We start from the raw sequence: 16275 nt of genomic DNA, 5'->3' as shown, positions 1-16275 counted from the left end.
TTTATACTCTATCTATAGAAAACGGTGTACAAAGGTAAAGTTTTCATTCTTATGGATTCTTTTCTAATTTCCTTTTTTTTTGTTCTATGAGGCTGAACAGAGATTCGGCCTCTGTCTAATTTTTAGACGGGAGTGTCTAAAAATTAGACACTTTTTTCTTCTTTAATTATGAGATGTATGCTGATAATCAGGTTTGTGCATTCTTTGGCACGCTTTCTGCAATATAGAAAGCAAGAAAATATATCTAATAAACGATAAACGGAATGAAACAAATCTATTATGTAATTCAGACTTTGCTGCGGGGACGTGGTTCGAATATCATCAAGGTCATTTCTTTGGGATTGGGATTGACGATGAGTATTCTGCTTTTCTCCCGCGTGGCATATGAACAGAGTTTTGACACTTGCTTCAAGGATTATGATAACTTGTATCAGGTATGGTCGATATTCTCGGTGAAAGGAGAGAAGTTTGAGCCTCAGGAGTGGAATTGCGGTCCCGTGGCAGGGGCCATTTTGGAGAACTTCCCCAAAGAGGTGGAGTCGGCAGTAAGTTTGAGCACGTCTATGGTATCTGCTCCTCTTTACAATGGAAGCGTGCGTCTTGATGACAGGAAGATTGCAGCCGATTCGCTGTTCTTCCGTACTATGGGCATCGACGTCCTGAACGGCAATCCCGAAAAGGACTTGGTGCAGAAGGATATTATTTTCTTGAGTGAACGCTTTGCAAGGAAAGTGTTCGGTGAGGAGAATCCCATAGGGAAAACGCTTAATTATGACCATCAGTTTGACCTGACGGTGAAGGGAATCTATGCCAATTTGCCTGAGAACGCCACAATCAATCCGGAAGCGGTTATCTCGATGCCTACCTTGTGGAGCCGCAACTGGAATAACTACTCGTGGAGCGGGGGAGACAGTTGGGTAGAGTTTATCCGTTTTCGTCCCGGTGCCGACAAATCTGTTGTCAATGCGCGTATTGATGCCATGATAGACAAATATCGCCCGGCAGAAGATAAGAAAGAGTACGGTTACACGGCTTTTGTGCAGCCCATCCGTGATACATACCGCAATTATGATGATGTGCAGCGGATGCGTGTCATCATGAGCATTCTTGGTTTTGCCATTCTTTTCATTGCGGCGTTGAACTATGTGCTGATTTCCATTTCCTCTTTGAGCTACCGCGCCAAGTCGGTAGGCGTACATAAATGCAGCGGTGCGAGCGGTGGCACGGTTTTCAGCATGTTTTTGCTGGAAACGGGTATCATCATTGTGGCGGCATTGCTGCTGATGGCGTTGATAATGCTCAACTTCCGCGATTTTGTGGAAGACACGGTCGTTGTAAAGCTCTCCACCTTGTTGGCTCCGGAGCGTATCTGGGTACCGTTGTCGGTAGTGCTTCTGCTGTTTATAGTGGGAGGAGTGTTGCCGGGTCGGCTCTTTGCGCGTATTCCCGTATCGCAGGTGTTCCGCCGCTATACCGAGGGGAAGAAGGGCTGGAAGCGTCCGTTGCTGTTTGTCCAGTTTGCAGGCGTGGCATTCATCAGTGGATTGATGTGTGTGGTGATGTCGCAATATCAGTATGTACTGAAAAAGGATATGGGGTATAATCCCAAGCAGATAGCCATAGGCAATGCCTACTGGGATAATGAAGCGACGCGTGACGCGGCTTATCAGTTCTTCAAAGGATTGCCCTACGTGGAAGCGGTGTCCAGTGCCAACAGCACACCCATTAGCGGATATAGCGGTTCGATGATTCATAGTGAGAGCGGGCAGGCACTGTTCTCTTGCCGCTCTTCTTATTTCATGCGCGAGGACTTTCCTGCCTTGATGGGCATGACTATGAAGACGGGACGTATGGCGCGCGATAAAGAGGAAGTCGTGGTGAACGAGACCTTTGCCGAGATGATGCGTTGGGGAGACGACGTCGTAGGCCGTACGGTATATACCGAAGGGAATACATTCAAGGTCGTAGGGCAGTTGAAGGATTTCCAGATAGAGAGTTTCAGAACCGAGAAGATGCCTTTCATAGCCCGTGGGAACAAGAATTTTTATGGAACGGTACATGTTCGTTTGAAAGAACCCTTTACCGAAAATCTGCAGAAGTTGAACCACGATGTAGCCGAGGCTTTCCATGACCAGACCATTGACTTTACCGGTTATGAGAAAAGGATAGAGAACAGCTATAATTCTGTCCGTGTATTCCGCAATGCCACTTTGATGGCGGCAGTGACCATGTTCTTCATCATGCTGATGGGGCTGATTGGGTATACCACCGACGAGGTGCGCCGCCGCAGTAAGGAGATTGCCATCCGTAAAGTGAACGGGGCAGAGGCTTCCGGTATCTTGGAAATGCTGTCGAGGGATATACTTGTGGTGGCGGCTCCGGCAGTTGTCATCGGTACGGTATTGGCATGGTATGTCAACGGAATGTGGATGGAACAGTTTGCGGAGCGTATTCCCATCAGTTGGGCAGTATACGTACTGGTAGTGATGGTCAATTTGGTGATTATCGTAGCCTGCGTACTTTGGAAGTCCTGGCGGATAGCGAACGAGAATCCGGTGAATAGTATTAAGAGCGAATAAAACAATATTAAAACATTAAATATCATGATTGAGATTAACAACATCAGCAAAGTATTCCGTACTTCGGAAGTAGAGACGGTAGCATTGAATCACGTAAACCTCGATGTAAAGGAGGGAGAGTTTGTAGCCATTATGGGGCCGTCCGGTTGCGGCAAATCCACCTTGCTGAATATTCTGGGACTACTGGACAATCCTACTGAGGGCAGTTACAAGATACTCGGCCAGGAAGTGGCAGACTTGAAAGAAAAGGAACGTACACGCGTACGTAAGGGGAAACTGGGATTCGTGTTCCAGAGCTTCAACCTGATAGACGAACTGAACGTCTACGAGAATGTGGAACTTCCCCTTACGTATCTTGGCGTAAAGGCGGGTGAACGTAAGCGTATGGTAGAGGATATACTGAAAAGAATGAACATCAGCCACCGTGCCAAACACTTCCCGCAACAGCTTTCCGGCGGTCAGCAGCAACGTGTGGCGATAGCCCGTGCGGTCGTAACCAATCCCAAGCTGATACTCGCCGATGAGCCTACCGGTAACTTGGACTCCAAGAACGGAGCTGAGGTGATGAATCTGTTGACAGAGTTGAATAAAGAGGGTACTACGATTATTATGGTGACCCACAGCCAGCACGACGCCTCGTTTGCACACCGCACGATACATCTTTTCGACGGTAGTGTGGTGGCAAGTGTGGCAGCGCAGGATTTGTAACGGACTTTTAAAACAACTTCCATGAGACAACTATATTACACTCTCCAGACATTGATACGAGGAAAAGGCTCCAACCTCATCAAGATTGTTTCTCTGGGACTGGGGTTGGCAGTCAGTATCCTCATTTTTTCCCGTCAGGCATTCGAGCTCAATTATGATACCTGCTACAAGGACCATGAACGTTTGTGTCTTGTCAAAACAGTATGGTATTACAACAACGAGTATCATCCTTCGCACATAACTCTTGGACCGGTGGCTGGTACTATTGCAGAAAACCTGCCTGACGAGGTGGAGAGTGTTACCGTCACTCAGCAATGGTGGAGCAATTCGGCTTGGTTTGCCAATGAACGCCGTTTCCAGACCAATGCCATGACGGCCGATTCTTGTTTCTTTGCCACTATGGGCATTGATGTTGTCAGTGGAGACCCTCGCGAGCTGAATAATCCGGAGGTAGTCTTCATCAGCAGGGAGCTGGCCGGCAGCATGTTTGCCGATAAGAATCCCATCGGGCAGACGGTGGTCTATAACAAACAGATGCCAATGACCGTGAAGGGCATTTTTGAGGATTTTCCCGAAAACTCCAGTTTCTATGGAAGTGGTGTCGTGATGTCTTTGGCTACCTCCTTCAAGCATCATTGGGGATACTGGGGATGGGGAGGTGGAGACAGCTATATGTCCTTTGTCCGTCTGCGCCCGGGGGTGCAACTGGACGATGTGAACACCCGAATAGAGAAACTTGCCGAGCAGGTGCGCAAGAGCGATGATGTATTTATCAGTCTGGTTCCGATAAGGGACTACCGTATGGAATTTGGTATCAGTACCATGCGTATGGTATGGATTCTGTTGACGCTGGGAACCGCCATACTTTTTATTGTGGCGATGAATTATGTGCTTATTTCCATCTCAGCCATGAACCGTCGTGCCAAAGCTATAGGCGTACATAAATGTAGTGGGGCAAATACGGGGACTATTTTCGGTATGTTCTTATGGGAGACCGGAGTCATCATGCTTTTTTCCTTGCTGCTTGTAGCGCTGCTTCTATTTAATTTCCGTGAGCCGTTGGAGGACATGCTCGACGTTAGTCTTGCCGGTCTTTTCTCTTGGGAAAACATTTGGGCACCGCTTTCAGTGATAGTCATTTTGTTTATGATAGGCGGCATGTTGCCCGGGCAGCTTTTTGCCCGCATTCCGGTGACGCAGGTTTTCCGCCGGTACACCGAAGGCAAGAAAGGCTGGAAACGTCCGCTCTTGTTTGTGCAGTTTGCCGGTACCTCCTTTATTTTCGGCTTGTTGGGGCTGGTGCTTATGCAGAGCCATTACATCACCAATAAAGAACGTGGATTCGATTACCACCGGGTGGCTTATGCTTCGGGCGTATCCTTTGACTCGAATGCGGAAAGCGATGCCAATCGTAGTGTGATGCTTTCTTTGCCTTATGTGGAAGATGGAGCTTGTAGCAGTAATCTTCTTACAGACGGATTGAGCGGAGAAGGGGTTACGACTGATAACGGGCAGTGGATGAGCATGCGTTGGGTGGAATTTGGCAAGGACTATGCCCCGTTTATGAAGTTGGAATTTGCGGAAGGCAAGAATATGGATGCTCCTGGGCAGATATTGGTCAATGAAACATTTTTGAAAATGATGCATTGGGAAGATAAACCGATAGGCAGGCAAGTGCGCAACGGCGATCGCATAGCGGGCAATATTGTAGGTGTACTGAAAGACTTTGCCACATCCAATGCCGCTTATGTGGCGGTGCAACCTATGTATGCAACTTATCTTGACCGATTTTCCGGAAACATCCAATTACGTCTGAAAGAGCCTTTTGACGATAACCTCAAGCGTTTGAATGAAGACATGGAAAAGCTGTTTCCCACCCGTGACATTGTATTTTCCTCGTTCCAAAAGGTCATTGACGACCAGAACAGTACCGTCACGGATTTCCGTAATGCAGCTTTACTGGCTGCCATAACCATCCTTTTTGTTACGTTAATGGGGTTGATTGGCTACATCAATGACGAGATACAACGCCGCAGCAAGGAAATTGCCATCCGTAAAGTGAATGGTGCGGAAGCGTCATCCATTCTCCGGCTTTTCTCGAAGGATATATTCTGGATATCCTTGCCGGCCGTTTTTCTTGGAGGGCTGGGAGCCTGGTATATAGGCGGTGTCTGGATAGAGCAGTTTGTGGAGGGAGTGGATTTTGGTATCTGCGGATTCTTGCTTATTGCATGCATTGTACTATTGCTCATCATCGGTTGTGTAGTATTCAAGGCATGGCAGATTGCCAATGAGAATCCGGTAGACAGTATCAAGAGTGAATAAAGAATAACTTCAGGAAATTATGATGAGTAGTCACATTTATTATACATTGCAAAGTTTATTGCATAGACAGGGGACCAATGCCATTAAAATCGTATCGTTAGCATTGGGACTGTTGATGTCCGTATTCCTATTTGCGCGGATTGCATTCGAGTTGAATTTTGATAGCTTTTATCATGATCCGGATAACCTTTATATTGTGAAGACGGGTTGGATGAAGAATGGTGTATTGGAAGGAGGAGAGAGTTTCTACACCATTATTCCGATTCCTGGCATTATAGCTGAAGAATTTTCAGATAAGGTGCAAGGGGCTACGGTCAGTTGTTCACTATTCGATGACGATTATAAGTTGGGTAACCGTCCGTTGGAATTGAAGACAGTGATTGCTGATACGCTCTATTTTTCTGTTCTCGGTTTGGATGTAGTAAAAGGAAATCCGCAGGATTTAGCGAATCCAGATGTAGTTTTCCTTTCAGAAACGGCAGTACGGCAGGTATTTGGTGATGAAAATCCCATAGGTAAGACTGTGTCATACGATTTCTGGGGGCATGAAGCTACTTTGCTTGTTAAAGGTATTTTTCGGGATGTTCCTTTGAATACTTCTTTGTATAAGCGTCCCGAAGCAGTTGTGTCTTTCTCGAATATAGAGAAGTACACGCAGTGGGGAATGGGATGGCAGAGTGGTGGGAATTATGACGGTTTCGTTCGGTTACGCAGTCCGCAAGATGCCGATTGGTTGAACGAACGGATATCAGCGGCTGTCGCACGGCACTTGCCATCGGATAGCGGGCTGGAACTGTCGGTCCATATTGTACCTATCCGCAGTGTGCATCTGGGTGAAGCGCAAGTCCGCAAAATGGTTTGGATTATGTTTTTCTTGGGTGCTGTGTTACTTTTCACCACGACGTTGAATTATGTATTGATTTCCATTTCTTCGTTGACACAACGTGCCAAAGCGATAGGCGTACATAAATGTAGTGGTGCATCAGGTGGCAGTATCTTCTGTATGTTTCTGGTGGAAACGGCGATAGTAATAAGTGCGGCATTGTTGGTAGTCGGAATATTGGTTTATGTCTTCCATGAGCGGATGGAGGAGTTGGCGGCAGTCCCTCTTGCCGTATTGTTCGATTGGCAGCATTTATATGCGCCTTTGGCGGTAGTGGCGGTCTTGTTTGTTTTTGGAGGATGCTTACCTGCCATGCTCTTTGCCCGTATTCCCGTGACGCAAGTATTCAGGCGTTACACTTCCGGCCGCAGGGGATGGAAGCGGGTATTGCTCTTCGTACAGTTTATGGGTGCAGCATTCATTATAGGTATGATGCTGATGGTGTTCTTGCAATACCGCTATATGGTAGGGCGCGACCGTGGTTGGCGACCGGAACGTGTAGTGTCTATCTTCCAGAGAAAAGTGAATGCTGATCTGTTACGTACACAACTTCGTAACTTGCCCTATGTAGAGGCGGTTGCCTCGGCCGAACGCTCTATAACGGGCTTTGGAGCCAATCGCCCGATACTTGACGCTCAAGGCAACGAGATGTTCTATCCGCGTAATTCGTGGTTCGATAGTGACTACTTGCCTTTTATCGGTTTGAAATTGAAAGAGGGACATAACCTCACAGGAAAACACCAACTGCTGGTCAACAGCACGTTCTGTGAGAAAATGCATTGGACGGACAGCCCCATTGGCAAGCAGGTGAATGATTATGGTACGGTGGTAGGTTTGTTGGATAGTTTTGCATTTGTCGGCTGTACCAACGACAGTGAAGCCGTTATGATAGAATGGTTTGAAGGTACCGCATTTTGTCTGGAAGCCCGTCTTAAAGAACCGTTTGATGACAACCTGCGCCGACTGAATGAGGAAATGAGCCGTCTATATCCACAAGATGACCTTGTGTTCTGTTCTATGGAGCAAATGTTGGGCAATTATGCCGAATCTGTACGTGTCTTCCGCGATGTCACTTTATGGGCATCTGTCACCATTCTTTTTATCATTTTAATGGGGCTGGTGGGATATGTGGATGATGAAATACGTTTACGTTCCAAAGAGATTGCCATTCGTAAGGTGAATGGAGCGGAAACATCCGGTATATTGCGATTGCTGTCGCGTGATGTGCTTTGGATTGCCATACCGTCTGTAGTGCTTGGAACACTTGGAGCTTATGAGGTAGGGCAAATCTGGATCAGTCAGTTTAGTGATGTGGTACTACTGCCTATCGTCGGATATATCAGTATCGGCTTTTTGTTGCTTGCATTTATCGTGGGATGTGTAGTGATGAAATCATGGCATGTTGCCAACGAAAATCCGGTAAAGAGCATCAAGAGTGAATAAGATACTTTCCCACTTGGATGGCCTGCTCAAGGTAAACACATCATGCGTTTGGGGTGTATGGATGATGTGTTTTCCGGGATCCACCGTTAATCTTTCGTAAATCTAGATAATCGGGTATTATATATCCATAAAGCTATAACAGCCGTTACAAAAGCAAAGAAGTCCGATACCGGCATACATATCCAGATGCCGTCCAGCCCAAAGTAATGCGGGAATATCAGTAGTCCCGGCAACAGATACAGTAATTGGCGTGTCAGCGATAAGAAGATACTGATTTTCGCTTTCCCGATGCTTTGGAAGAAATTGCCGATGACAATCTGTGCGCCTACCAGCGGGAATATGGCTACGGCAATGCGCACGCCTCTGGAAGCAATATCTATCAACTCTTCATCACTGGTAAAGATGGCAGATATGGCATGGGGGAACAATTCGCAGATAAGGAAACCTGTACTGGTGATACATACTCCGGCAATGATGGTCAGACGCAGGGTAGCCTTCACACGGTCGTGTTTTTGCGCACCGAAGTTATAGCCTACAATCGGTTGCATTCCCATCGTCAACCCCAATACAATCATTACATAGAGTACCAGCAGCCGGTTGATAATGCCATATGCCCCGATGGCCATATCGCCTCCGTACTGTTGGAGGCTGTTGTTTACGATAATCACAATGACACATGCCGTAACATTCATTAGGAACGGTGACATACCGATGGATAATATACTGCTGATGATGCGTTTTTTCATCTTCCAGAACCCCCGTTGCAGACGTACCACACTTGTCTTTTGCAGGAAATGGCTTACTACCCACACCATGCCGATGAACTGCGAGATGACCGTTGCCGTTGCAGCTCCCCGTATTCCCCAGTCAAATTGGAAGATGAAAATGGGAGCGAGGATTATGTTACAGACTACCGTTACCATAGACGTAAGCATCGCTTTCTTGGGATATCCCGTGGCACGCATGATATTGTTCAGGCCAATCATGGTATAAGTGACGGGGGTACCCAGTAATATCACCTGCATGAAGTCGCGGGCATATGGCAACGTATCATTGCTGGCACCGAAGAAGCGCAGAATATCATCCAGGAATATGAATGAGATGCCGCCGAATATGAATGCATTGACCAGGCAGAACATCAGTGTGTTTCCCAGGACTTCGGTAGCTCCGTCCAGGTCTTTCTGTCCCAGCCGGATGGATGAAATGGTAGAGCCGCCTGCCGATACCATCGTACAGAAAGCTACGACCAGATTCATCAGAGGGAAGGTGATGGCAAGTCCGGCAATGCCCATGGGACCTACGCCATGGCCAATGAAAATGCTGTCGATGATGTTGTACAACGAAGTAATCGTCATGCCTATAATGGCCGGAATGGAATACTGCACAAGCAGTTTGCCAATGCGCTCGGTTCCTAATATATGCGGGTTGTTCATTTGATATGAGTCAATTAAGGAGTGCAAAGATAAGAAATATTTGTTTGGTTCGCAGATTATTCTCACCTTTGTGCACTATAGTGTTTTGGTATAAAAAGATTTAGGAAAAAGAAAGTTTATGGACACAACAAAAGCAACCGCCGTACTTTTTGATTTCGACGGCGTGGTGGTAGACACGGAGACACAGTACAGTCACTTCTGGCATGAAATGGGAAAGCAGTATTTGGGTATGGATGATATTGAAGGTAAAGTGAAGGGCCAGACGCTGGTCTATATTTATGACACCTTTTTTCCGGGCATGGTGAAGGAGCAGGCTGAAATTACAGAACGGTTGAACCGCTTTGAACAGGAAATGTCATTCGACTTTATTCCCGGAGTGCTTGACTTCATTGCCGACCTACACCGGAATGAGGTGAAGACTGCCGTAGTGACCAGCTCCAACGAAGCGAAGATGGCAGCTGTCTATCGGGTTCATCCCGAAATAAAGACTCTTTTCGACCGTATCCTTACGGCCGAGATGTTTACGGCTTCCAAGCCTGCACCGGATTGTTTTCTGTTGGGTATGGAGGTTTTCGGCACAACTCCCGACACCACATATGTATTCGAGGATTCCTTCAACGGGCTGAAAGCCGGCATGGCTTCAGGAGCTACCGTTATAGGGTTGGCAACCACCAATTCCCGTGAAGACATAGCCTCGTTGTGTCATTATGTATTGGATGACTTTCAGGGTTTCACTTACGATAAATTAACTCAATTGTACAAGTAATCAGAAAAAGGATTACCTTTGCGCCGAAAATTAAATTGAGTAATTGTAAATTGCCAAATTGTAAATACTATCATGGGTTATATTTCAGACGACACTCGTAAAGTGACTACACATCGCCTTGTTGAAATGAAGCAAAGAGGCGAAAAGATATCAATGTTGACATCTTATGACTATACTATGGCGCAGATTGTAGACGGTGCCGGTGTAGACGTGATTCTGGTGGGAGATTCCGCTTCCAATGTAATGGCAGGCAATGTCACCACGCTTCCCATCACGCTCGACCAGATGATTTATCATGGCAAATCCGTGGTTCGCGGTGTGAAGCGTGCTATGGTCATCGTCGACATGCCTTTCGGCTCTTATCAGGGCAACGAACTGGAGGGATTGGCTTCCGCTATCCGTATTATGAAAGAAAGCCATGCCGACGCCCTCAAACTGGAGGGAGGCGAGGAAATCATCGGTACGGTGAAACGTATCCTTAGCGCCGGTATTCCTATCATGGGACATCTCGGACTGATGCCCCAATCCATCAATAAGTATGGAACATATACTGTCCGTGCCAAGGATGATGCTGAAGCTGAGAAACTGGTACGCGATGCGCATTTGTTGGAAGAAGCCGGATGCTTCGGACTGGTATTGGAGAAGATTCCCGCCGCATTGGCTGCCCGAGTGGCCAGTGAGTTGACTATACCCGTTATCGGCATCGGTGCCGGTGGCGATGTGGACGGCCAGGTGTTGGTGGTTCAGGATATGCTGGGTATGAATAACGGTTTCCGTCCTCGTTTCTTGCGTCGCTATGCTGACCTGCATACAGTGATGACGGATGCCATCAGCCGTTATGTATCTGATGTGAAGAACTTAGATTTCCCGAATGAGAAAGAACAGTACTAACAAACTTATGACACTCAATTTTTGGCGGATGTGTACGGCAAATCTGTTGCTGTACATATCCGTCTATATGCTTCTTCCTTTGCTCCCTTTTGTGATGGGAGAGCAGTTGGGTGTTTCCGTCGGACAGGCGGGCAGCATGTTTCTGGTTTTTGCGGTGGCCATGTTTGCTGTCGGTCCTTTTCATGCCTATCTGGTCGATGAATATAAAAGGAAGCACGTGCTCCTTTACTCCACACTCATTATGCTGGCGGCTGTTCTGGGATATGCCTTTGTGGATGGTTATACGAAATTTCTGCTGCTTGCCGCTGTGCAGGGAGTATGTTTCGGGCTGGCAACCACAGCGGGCATTACGGTGGCCATCGACATAACGACTTCCACACGCCGCAGTGCAGGAAACATGGTATATGCATGGGCTGCATGCTTGGGCATGCTGGTGGGTGTTATGTTGGGCATTGGAATGTATAAGATGTATGGTTTCCGTATGGTGACCTATCTGTCCGTAGCGGCCGGACTGGCCAGCATATTTTTCGCATCGAGGGTATATGTGGCTTTCCGTGCTCCGATAGGCGTGTCGCTGTGCAATATGGACCGTTTCTTATTGCCGCGTGCATGGGTACCTGCCATCAATATGCTGCTGATTGCTTTTGTACCGGGAGCATTGCTACCGCTGATGTTTGTGGGCGATTATTGGTCATTGGCGGCATTGGCTGTACTGGTGTTCATTACAGTCCCGTTCATGAAGATGTTTGTCAAATTGTCGCACCACTGCCAGCGTGGAACGGCAAACACCACTTGCCATTTGTTTATGGAAGCAGGGCTGCTGGTGGGCATGGCTGTGGCTTGCCACCTGATGGACAGAGTACAGATATACCATGTGGCATCTGTTGCTGCTATGCTTGCCGTATTTTTCTTTGTGCTGCTGACCTATCCTTATTATAAGAAGAAGCGGGTGAGGTAAGGGATAAATACAATCAATCCTATAATGGCCGCCGTTGCAGCACATACCAATACTGCTCCGGCGGCTATGTCTTTTACTTGCCCTGCAATGGGATGTCGTTCCGGAGAAACCAGGTCGACCAGCTTTTCAATGGCGCTATTGAACAGTTCAGCTGCTATCACCACTCCGATGCAAAGAATAACAATCATCCAATCGATCCGGGTAATCTCCAATAAGAATCCGGCAATCACCGTAACCACTGTGGCAATCAGATGGAAGCTCAGGTTCTGTTCTTTTCCTATGCAGCACCGGATACCTTTCCAGGCATATCCGAAACTGCGCAACTGCTTTTTAAAGTCGTACTTCATGGATTATAGTTGTCATTTAATTCCTTGAAACTTGTTTCACTCCCTTTACCGTCCTTAGTTTTTTGACAAGTGCTTCCAAATGTCCCGTGTCGCTTACCATGATGGTCAGCGTTCCGGAAAACAGCCCGTCATGCGAGTCAATACCGATGCTTCTCAAGGTAATACCCGTTTCTTTGGAAATGATGGAAGTGATGTTGGTCACGATGCCGATGTCATCGTGTCCCACTACGCGCAGGGTGATGGGGTACTGTGTACCTTGTGACTTTCCGGCCCAGCGTGCTTTCACGATACGGTAGCCGAAACGTGAGTGCAAATCACTGGCATTGGGACAATCGCAACGGTGTATCTTGATACCTCCCGTTACACTGACAAAGCCGAATACATCATCTCCATAGATGGGATTGCAGCAGCGTGCCAACTTGAAATCTAATCCTTTCAGATTTTGGTCAATGACCAGTACATCTTCTTTAGTACCTATCTCTTCCGGTATGCCTTGTTGAAGGTTATAGCCTTCAGCACTGCGGTAGACAATATCGTCACGTGTGTCGTTTTCCCGTTTTTGCTGTTCAAGATATTTGTCTATAATCTCGTTGACATCCAGCACTTCATCGGCAATAGCCTGGTAGAAGTCTGTCACTACCTTGAAGCCGAGGCGCTTGATGAGGCGCATCATGGTTCCTTCATCATACTCTATTTTCCGGTTCTTGAACTTGCGTTCCAGGGTTTCCTTGGCGAAGGCGTGCTGGCGTGCAGCCATTTCCTTCAACGCCTGGCGTATTTTGGTACGCGCCTTAGAGGTGGTTACGATGTTCAGCCAGTCCTGCTTGGGTGTCTGCGTATTCGATGTCATTATCTCTACTTGGTCACCGCTATGCAGCATTTGCTTCAACTGTACATTTTTGCCGTTCACTTTGGCACCGATGCATTTGCAACCTAGTTTGCTGTGAATATGAAAAGCAAAATCGAGCACGGTGGAGCCTTTAGCAAGTTTGAACAAATCGCCTTTCGGGGTAAATACAAATACCTCGTCTTCGTACAAATCCAGTTTGAACTGGTCCATCGTTTCCAGTCCGTTGCTGTCCGAGCTCTCTAAGGCTTCGCGTACGGAAGTCAGCCATTCGTCAAGACCAGATTCACCTTTCACTCCTTTGTATCGCCAATGGGCGGCCAGGCCTCGTTCGGCAATATCATCCATGCGTTCGGTACGTATTTGTACTTCCACCCATTTGCCTTCGGGACCCATCACGGTGATGTGCAGTGACTCATATCCGTTGCTTTTAGGTACGGACAGCCAGTCGCGTAGCCGTTTCGGGTTAGGCTGGTACATATCTGTTACGATGGAGTAGGCCTGCCAACATTCCAGTTTCTCCTTGTCCAGGCAAGAGTCCAGAATGATGCGGATGGCAAACAAGTCATACACGCCTTCGAAGGGGCATTTCTGCTTCTTCATTTTTTGGTAGATGGAGTGGATGGACTTGGTGCGTCCTTTAATGTGGAACTTTAGTCCGGCGTCTTCCAGTTTCTTTTGTACCGGTGCAATGAAAGAGGCGATGTACTTGTCGCGTGATGCCTTTGTCTCGTTCAGCTTGTCCTTGATATGATAGTAAACCTCTTTTTCGGTATATTTCAGCGAGAGGTCTTCCAGTTCCGACTTCAATTTATACAGACCCAGCTTATGGGCAAGGGGCGCATAGAGATAGGCCGCTTCGTTGGCTACCTGCCGGCGGGCTTCATCGTTCTTGCAATCTTTTATCTGCCGCATGATGTTTACGCGGTCGGCAATCATAATGAGAATGACACGCATGTCCTCGGCGAAAGTCAGCAACAAGTTGCGGAAATTCTCGGACTCGATGGTAGGGCTTTTGGAATAAAGTTCGTTTACACGTATCAATCCCCGGATGATGCCTGCCACGTCCTCGCCATAAATTTGCTCTACTTCTTGGGCGGTGCAAGTACCGCAGCGCACGGAGTCGTGCAGCATGAGTCCCAGAATGGAGGCGCGCTTCATGCCAATTTCTTCCGCTACGATGACAGCCGTTTGCATATCTTTGATGACGGGATTCAAACCGAATATATCACGCTGGATACGGTTGTTCTGTATAGTGTTGACAAGATGTGTTTTCAGCTTTTTGCAGTCCCCCTTCTGGAGGGTTTCTCCGGAAAGTTGCAACAGTTTGCGGTAGAGCGAGAAGAGTAAATCTTTCTCTTTAGTAGTGAAAAATTCATCAGTTTCCATAATCGTCCGTATTTTATGCTTCAAAGGTAAGTTTTTTCTTCATTTTCTTGACGGCAGTTCTGCTTTTTTTGTATTTTTGGGCATGAATTAATAAAACAAGATATTATGATAACACCGCAAGACAAAGAGTTGCTCGAAAATAAAGGCATCTCCGAAGAACAAATAGCCGAACAGTTGGCTTGTTTTGAAAAGGGTTTTCCATACTTGAAACTGTCTGCCGCTGCTTCTGTAGAGAAGGGGATATTGGCTCCGGATACGGATGAACAGAAGAAATACCTGGACGCTTGGGAGGCATATACACAGACCGATAAGGTGGTAGTGAAGTTTGTACCGGCTTCGGGTGCTGCTAGCCGTATGTTCAAAAACTTGTTTGAGTTTCTTGGAGCAGATTATGATGCCCCCCAGACAGGCTTTGAAAAGACTTTCTTTGAGAAGATAGAGAAGTTTGCCTTCTATGACGACCTGAATATCGCTTGCCGGAGAACTGCCGGAAAGGATATATCGGCTCTGCTTGCTGCCGGAAACTACAAGGCGGTTGTTGCAGCCTTGCTCGAAGGGGCCGGACTGAATTATGGTGCGCTGCCCAAAGGACTGCTGAAGTTCCATAAGTATGAAGACGGTAGCCGTACGCCGTTGGAAGAACATTTGGTAGAAGGGGCCTTGTATGCTGTCAATAAAAATGGTAAAGTGAATGTACATTTCACGGTTTCGCCCGAACACCGTGCCTTATTCAAGGCTTTGGTGGACGAAAAGGCTGCCGCTTATGCTAAGAAGTACGGGGTGGATTATAACATCACCTTTTCGGAACAGAAACCGAGTACTGATACCATTGCTGCCGATATGGAAAACAAACCGTTCCGTGACAATGGCAAACTTTTGTTCCGTCCGGGCGGTCATGGTGCATTAATTGAAAACTTGAACGACCTTGATGCGGATATTATCTTCATAAAGAATATCGACAATGTGGTACCCGACAAACTGAAGGGTGACACCGTATTATATAAAAAGCTGATTGCCGGTGTACTGGTAGCTTTGCAGCAGAAGGTATTTGCCTATTTGCAGTTGCTTGAAAGCGGGAAATATACACACGAACAAATTCTTGAAATCCTGCAATTCCTGCAGAAGCAACTCTATTGCAAGAACCCGGAGACGAAGAATCTGGAAGATGCCGAACTGGTGATATACCTGAAAGAAAAACTGAACCGTCCGATGCGCGTCTGCGGTATGGTGAAGAACGTAGGCGAACCAGGTGGAGGTCCGTTCTTGGCATACAACAGTGACGGCACTATCTCTCTGCAGATTCTGGAAAGTTCGCAGATTGATATGGACGATCCGGAAAAGAAGGAAATGTTTGAAAAGGGTACCCATTTCAATCCGGTGGATTTGGTTTGCGCTGTACGTGACTATAAAGGACATAAGTTCAATCTTGTGAAGTATGTGGATAAAGCCACGGGGTTCATCTCCTATAAGTCCAAGAACGGCAAGGACCTGAAGGCGCTTGAACTTCCCGGTTTGTGGAACGGCGCCATGAGTGATTGGAATACTGTATTTGTAGAAGTGCCTCTGACTACATTCAATCCAGTAAAGACGGTGAATGATTTGTTGAGAGAACAGCACCAATAAAGGAATTTACTATTAGACGATTTACTATTTACTATTGGCTGTGCTGTAATCGGGTAGCGGATGGTGAATAGTAAATCGTCTGA

11 protein-coding genes are annotated in these 16275 nt (G+C 47.0%); 8 read left to right on the top strand and 3 right to left on the bottom strand.

Translation table 11 applies throughout. The annotated features are described in order from the left end of the window. Nucleotides 1-263: 263 nt before the first annotated feature. Genes HUX74_RS13530 through HUX74_RS13515 form a run of 4 tightly spaced genes read left to right on the top strand, consistent with a single transcriptional unit; the run spans nucleotide 264 to nucleotide 7938 of the window. Nucleotides 264-2579 carry an ABC transporter permease gene (locus HUX74_RS13530; protein WP_131225260.1) on the top strand — a complete coding sequence of 772 codons (2316 nt, stop codon included), beginning with the start codon at nucleotides 264-266 and terminating at the stop codon, nucleotides 2577-2579. A 24-nt stretch (nucleotides 2580-2603) separates the two neighbouring features. Beyond that, nucleotides 2604-3287 (top strand): ABC transporter ATP-binding protein, encoded by a 684-nt coding sequence (locus tag HUX74_RS13525; protein WP_174646841.1) that lies wholly within the window; start codon nucleotides 2604-2606, stop codon nucleotides 3285-3287. Nucleotides 3288-3308: 21 nt separating this feature from the next. Then, nucleotides 3309-5612 (top strand): ABC transporter permease, encoded by a 2304-nt coding sequence (locus tag HUX74_RS13520; RefSeq protein ID WP_174646840.1) that lies wholly within the window; start codon nucleotides 3309-3311, stop codon nucleotides 5610-5612. Between the two features lie 22 nt (nucleotides 5613-5634). Beyond that, on the top strand, nucleotides 5635-7938 hold the full coding sequence (locus HUX74_RS13515) for an ABC transporter permease (RefSeq protein ID WP_174647331.1): 2304 nt from the start codon (nucleotides 5635-5637) through the stop codon (nucleotides 7936-7938). An 86-nt stretch (nucleotides 7939-8024) separates the two neighbouring features. Here HUX74_RS13515 and HUX74_RS13510 read toward each other — a convergent pair whose 3' ends face one another. Further along, nucleotides 8025-9371 carry an MATE family efflux transporter gene (locus HUX74_RS13510; RefSeq protein WP_174646839.1) on the bottom strand — a complete coding sequence of 449 codons (1347 nt, stop codon included), beginning with the start codon at nucleotides 9369-9371 and terminating at the stop codon, nucleotides 8025-8027. A 118-nt stretch (nucleotides 9372-9489) separates the two neighbouring features. Between HUX74_RS13510 and HUX74_RS13505 the strand changes: the two genes are divergently transcribed. The 3 genes from HUX74_RS13505 to HUX74_RS13495 all read left to right on the top strand — a co-directional run bounded on the left by HUX74_RS13505 (nucleotide 9490) and on the right by HUX74_RS13495 (nucleotide 11986). Continuing rightward, entirely contained in the window at nucleotides 9490-10137 is a 648-nt protein-coding gene (locus HUX74_RS13505) for an HAD family phosphatase (protein ID WP_174646838.1), read from the top strand. A 69-nt stretch (nucleotides 10138-10206) separates the two neighbouring features. After that, nucleotides 10207-11028 carry a 3-methyl-2-oxobutanoate hydroxymethyltransferase gene (gene panB / locus HUX74_RS13500; RefSeq protein ID WP_025832138.1) on the top strand — a complete coding sequence of 274 codons (822 nt, stop codon included), beginning with the start codon at nucleotides 10207-10209 and terminating at the stop codon, nucleotides 11026-11028. Then, nucleotides 11009-11986 carry an MFS transporter gene (locus HUX74_RS13495; protein WP_174646837.1) on the top strand — a complete coding sequence of 326 codons (978 nt, stop codon included), beginning with the start codon at nucleotides 11009-11011 and terminating at the stop codon, nucleotides 11984-11986. Before panB ends, HUX74_RS13495 begins: the two co-directional genes overlap by 20 nt. Here HUX74_RS13495 and HUX74_RS13490 read toward each other — a convergent pair. Then, nucleotides 11962-12333 carry a diacylglycerol kinase family protein gene (locus HUX74_RS13490; RefSeq protein WP_117600877.1) on the bottom strand — a complete coding sequence of 124 codons (372 nt, stop codon included), beginning with the start codon at nucleotides 12331-12333 and terminating at the stop codon, nucleotides 11962-11964. The two genes, HUX74_RS13495 and HUX74_RS13490, sit on opposite strands and share 25 nt — an antisense overlap. A gap of 16 nt (nucleotides 12334-12349) precedes the next feature. Further along, nucleotides 12350-14569 carry a bifunctional (p)ppGpp synthetase/guanosine-3',5'-bis(diphosphate) 3'-pyrophosphohydrolase gene (locus HUX74_RS13485; protein ID WP_117600876.1) on the bottom strand — a complete coding sequence of 740 codons (2220 nt, stop codon included), beginning with the start codon at nucleotides 14567-14569 and terminating at the stop codon, nucleotides 12350-12352. A 105-nt stretch (nucleotides 14570-14674) separates the two neighbouring features. Between HUX74_RS13485 and HUX74_RS13480 the strand changes: the two genes are divergently transcribed. Next, nucleotides 14675-16192, top strand: a complete 1518-nt coding sequence (locus HUX74_RS13480) for a DUF4301 family protein (protein ID WP_117600875.1) — start codon at nucleotides 14675-14677, stop codon at nucleotides 16190-16192. Nucleotides 16193-16275: the final 83 nt, after the last annotated feature.

Source organism: Bacteroides sp. Marseille-P8574 (genome assembly GCF_902825465.1).
Classification (GTDB): domain Bacteria; phylum Bacteroidota; class Bacteroidia; order Bacteroidales; family Bacteroidaceae; genus Bacteroides; species Bacteroides uniformis.
This window is presented reverse-complemented; position numbering and strand designations above follow the sequence as displayed.

Excerpts from the sequence above, each read along its gene's own strand:
- HUX74_RS13530 (WP_131225260.1), top strand. The coding sequence starts at position 264 with ATGAAACAAATCTATTATGTAATTCAGACTTTGCTGCGGGGACGTGGT.
- HUX74_RS13525 (WP_174646841.1), top strand. The coding sequence starts at position 2,604 with ATGATTGAGATTAACAACATCAGCAAAGTATTCCGTACTTCGGAAGTA.
- HUX74_RS13520 (WP_174646840.1), top strand. The coding sequence starts at position 3,309 with ATGAGACAACTATATTACACTCTCCAGACATTGATACGAGGAAAAGGC.
- HUX74_RS13515 (WP_174647331.1), top strand. The coding sequence starts at position 5,635 with ATGAGTAGTCACATTTATTATACATTGCAAAGTTTATTGCATAGACAG.
- HUX74_RS13510 (WP_174646839.1), bottom strand. The coding sequence starts at position 9,371 with ATGAACAACCCGCATATATTAGGAACCGAGCGCATTGGCAAACTGCTT.
- HUX74_RS13505 (WP_174646838.1), top strand. The coding sequence starts at position 9,490 with ATGGACACAACAAAAGCAACCGCCGTACTTTTTGATTTCGACGGCGTG.
- HUX74_RS13495 (WP_174646837.1), top strand. The coding sequence starts at position 11,009 with ATGAGAAAGAACAGTACTAACAAACTTATGACACTCAATTTTTGGCGG.
- HUX74_RS13490 (WP_117600877.1), bottom strand. The coding sequence starts at position 12,333 with ATGAAGTACGACTTTAAAAAGCAGTTGCGCAGTTTCGGATATGCCTGG.
- HUX74_RS13485 (WP_117600876.1), bottom strand. The coding sequence starts at position 14,569 with ATGGAAACTGATGAATTTTTCACTACTAAAGAGAAAGATTTACTCTTC.
- HUX74_RS13480 (WP_117600875.1), top strand. The coding sequence starts at position 14,675 with ATGATAACACCGCAAGACAAAGAGTTGCTCGAAAATAAAGGCATCTCC.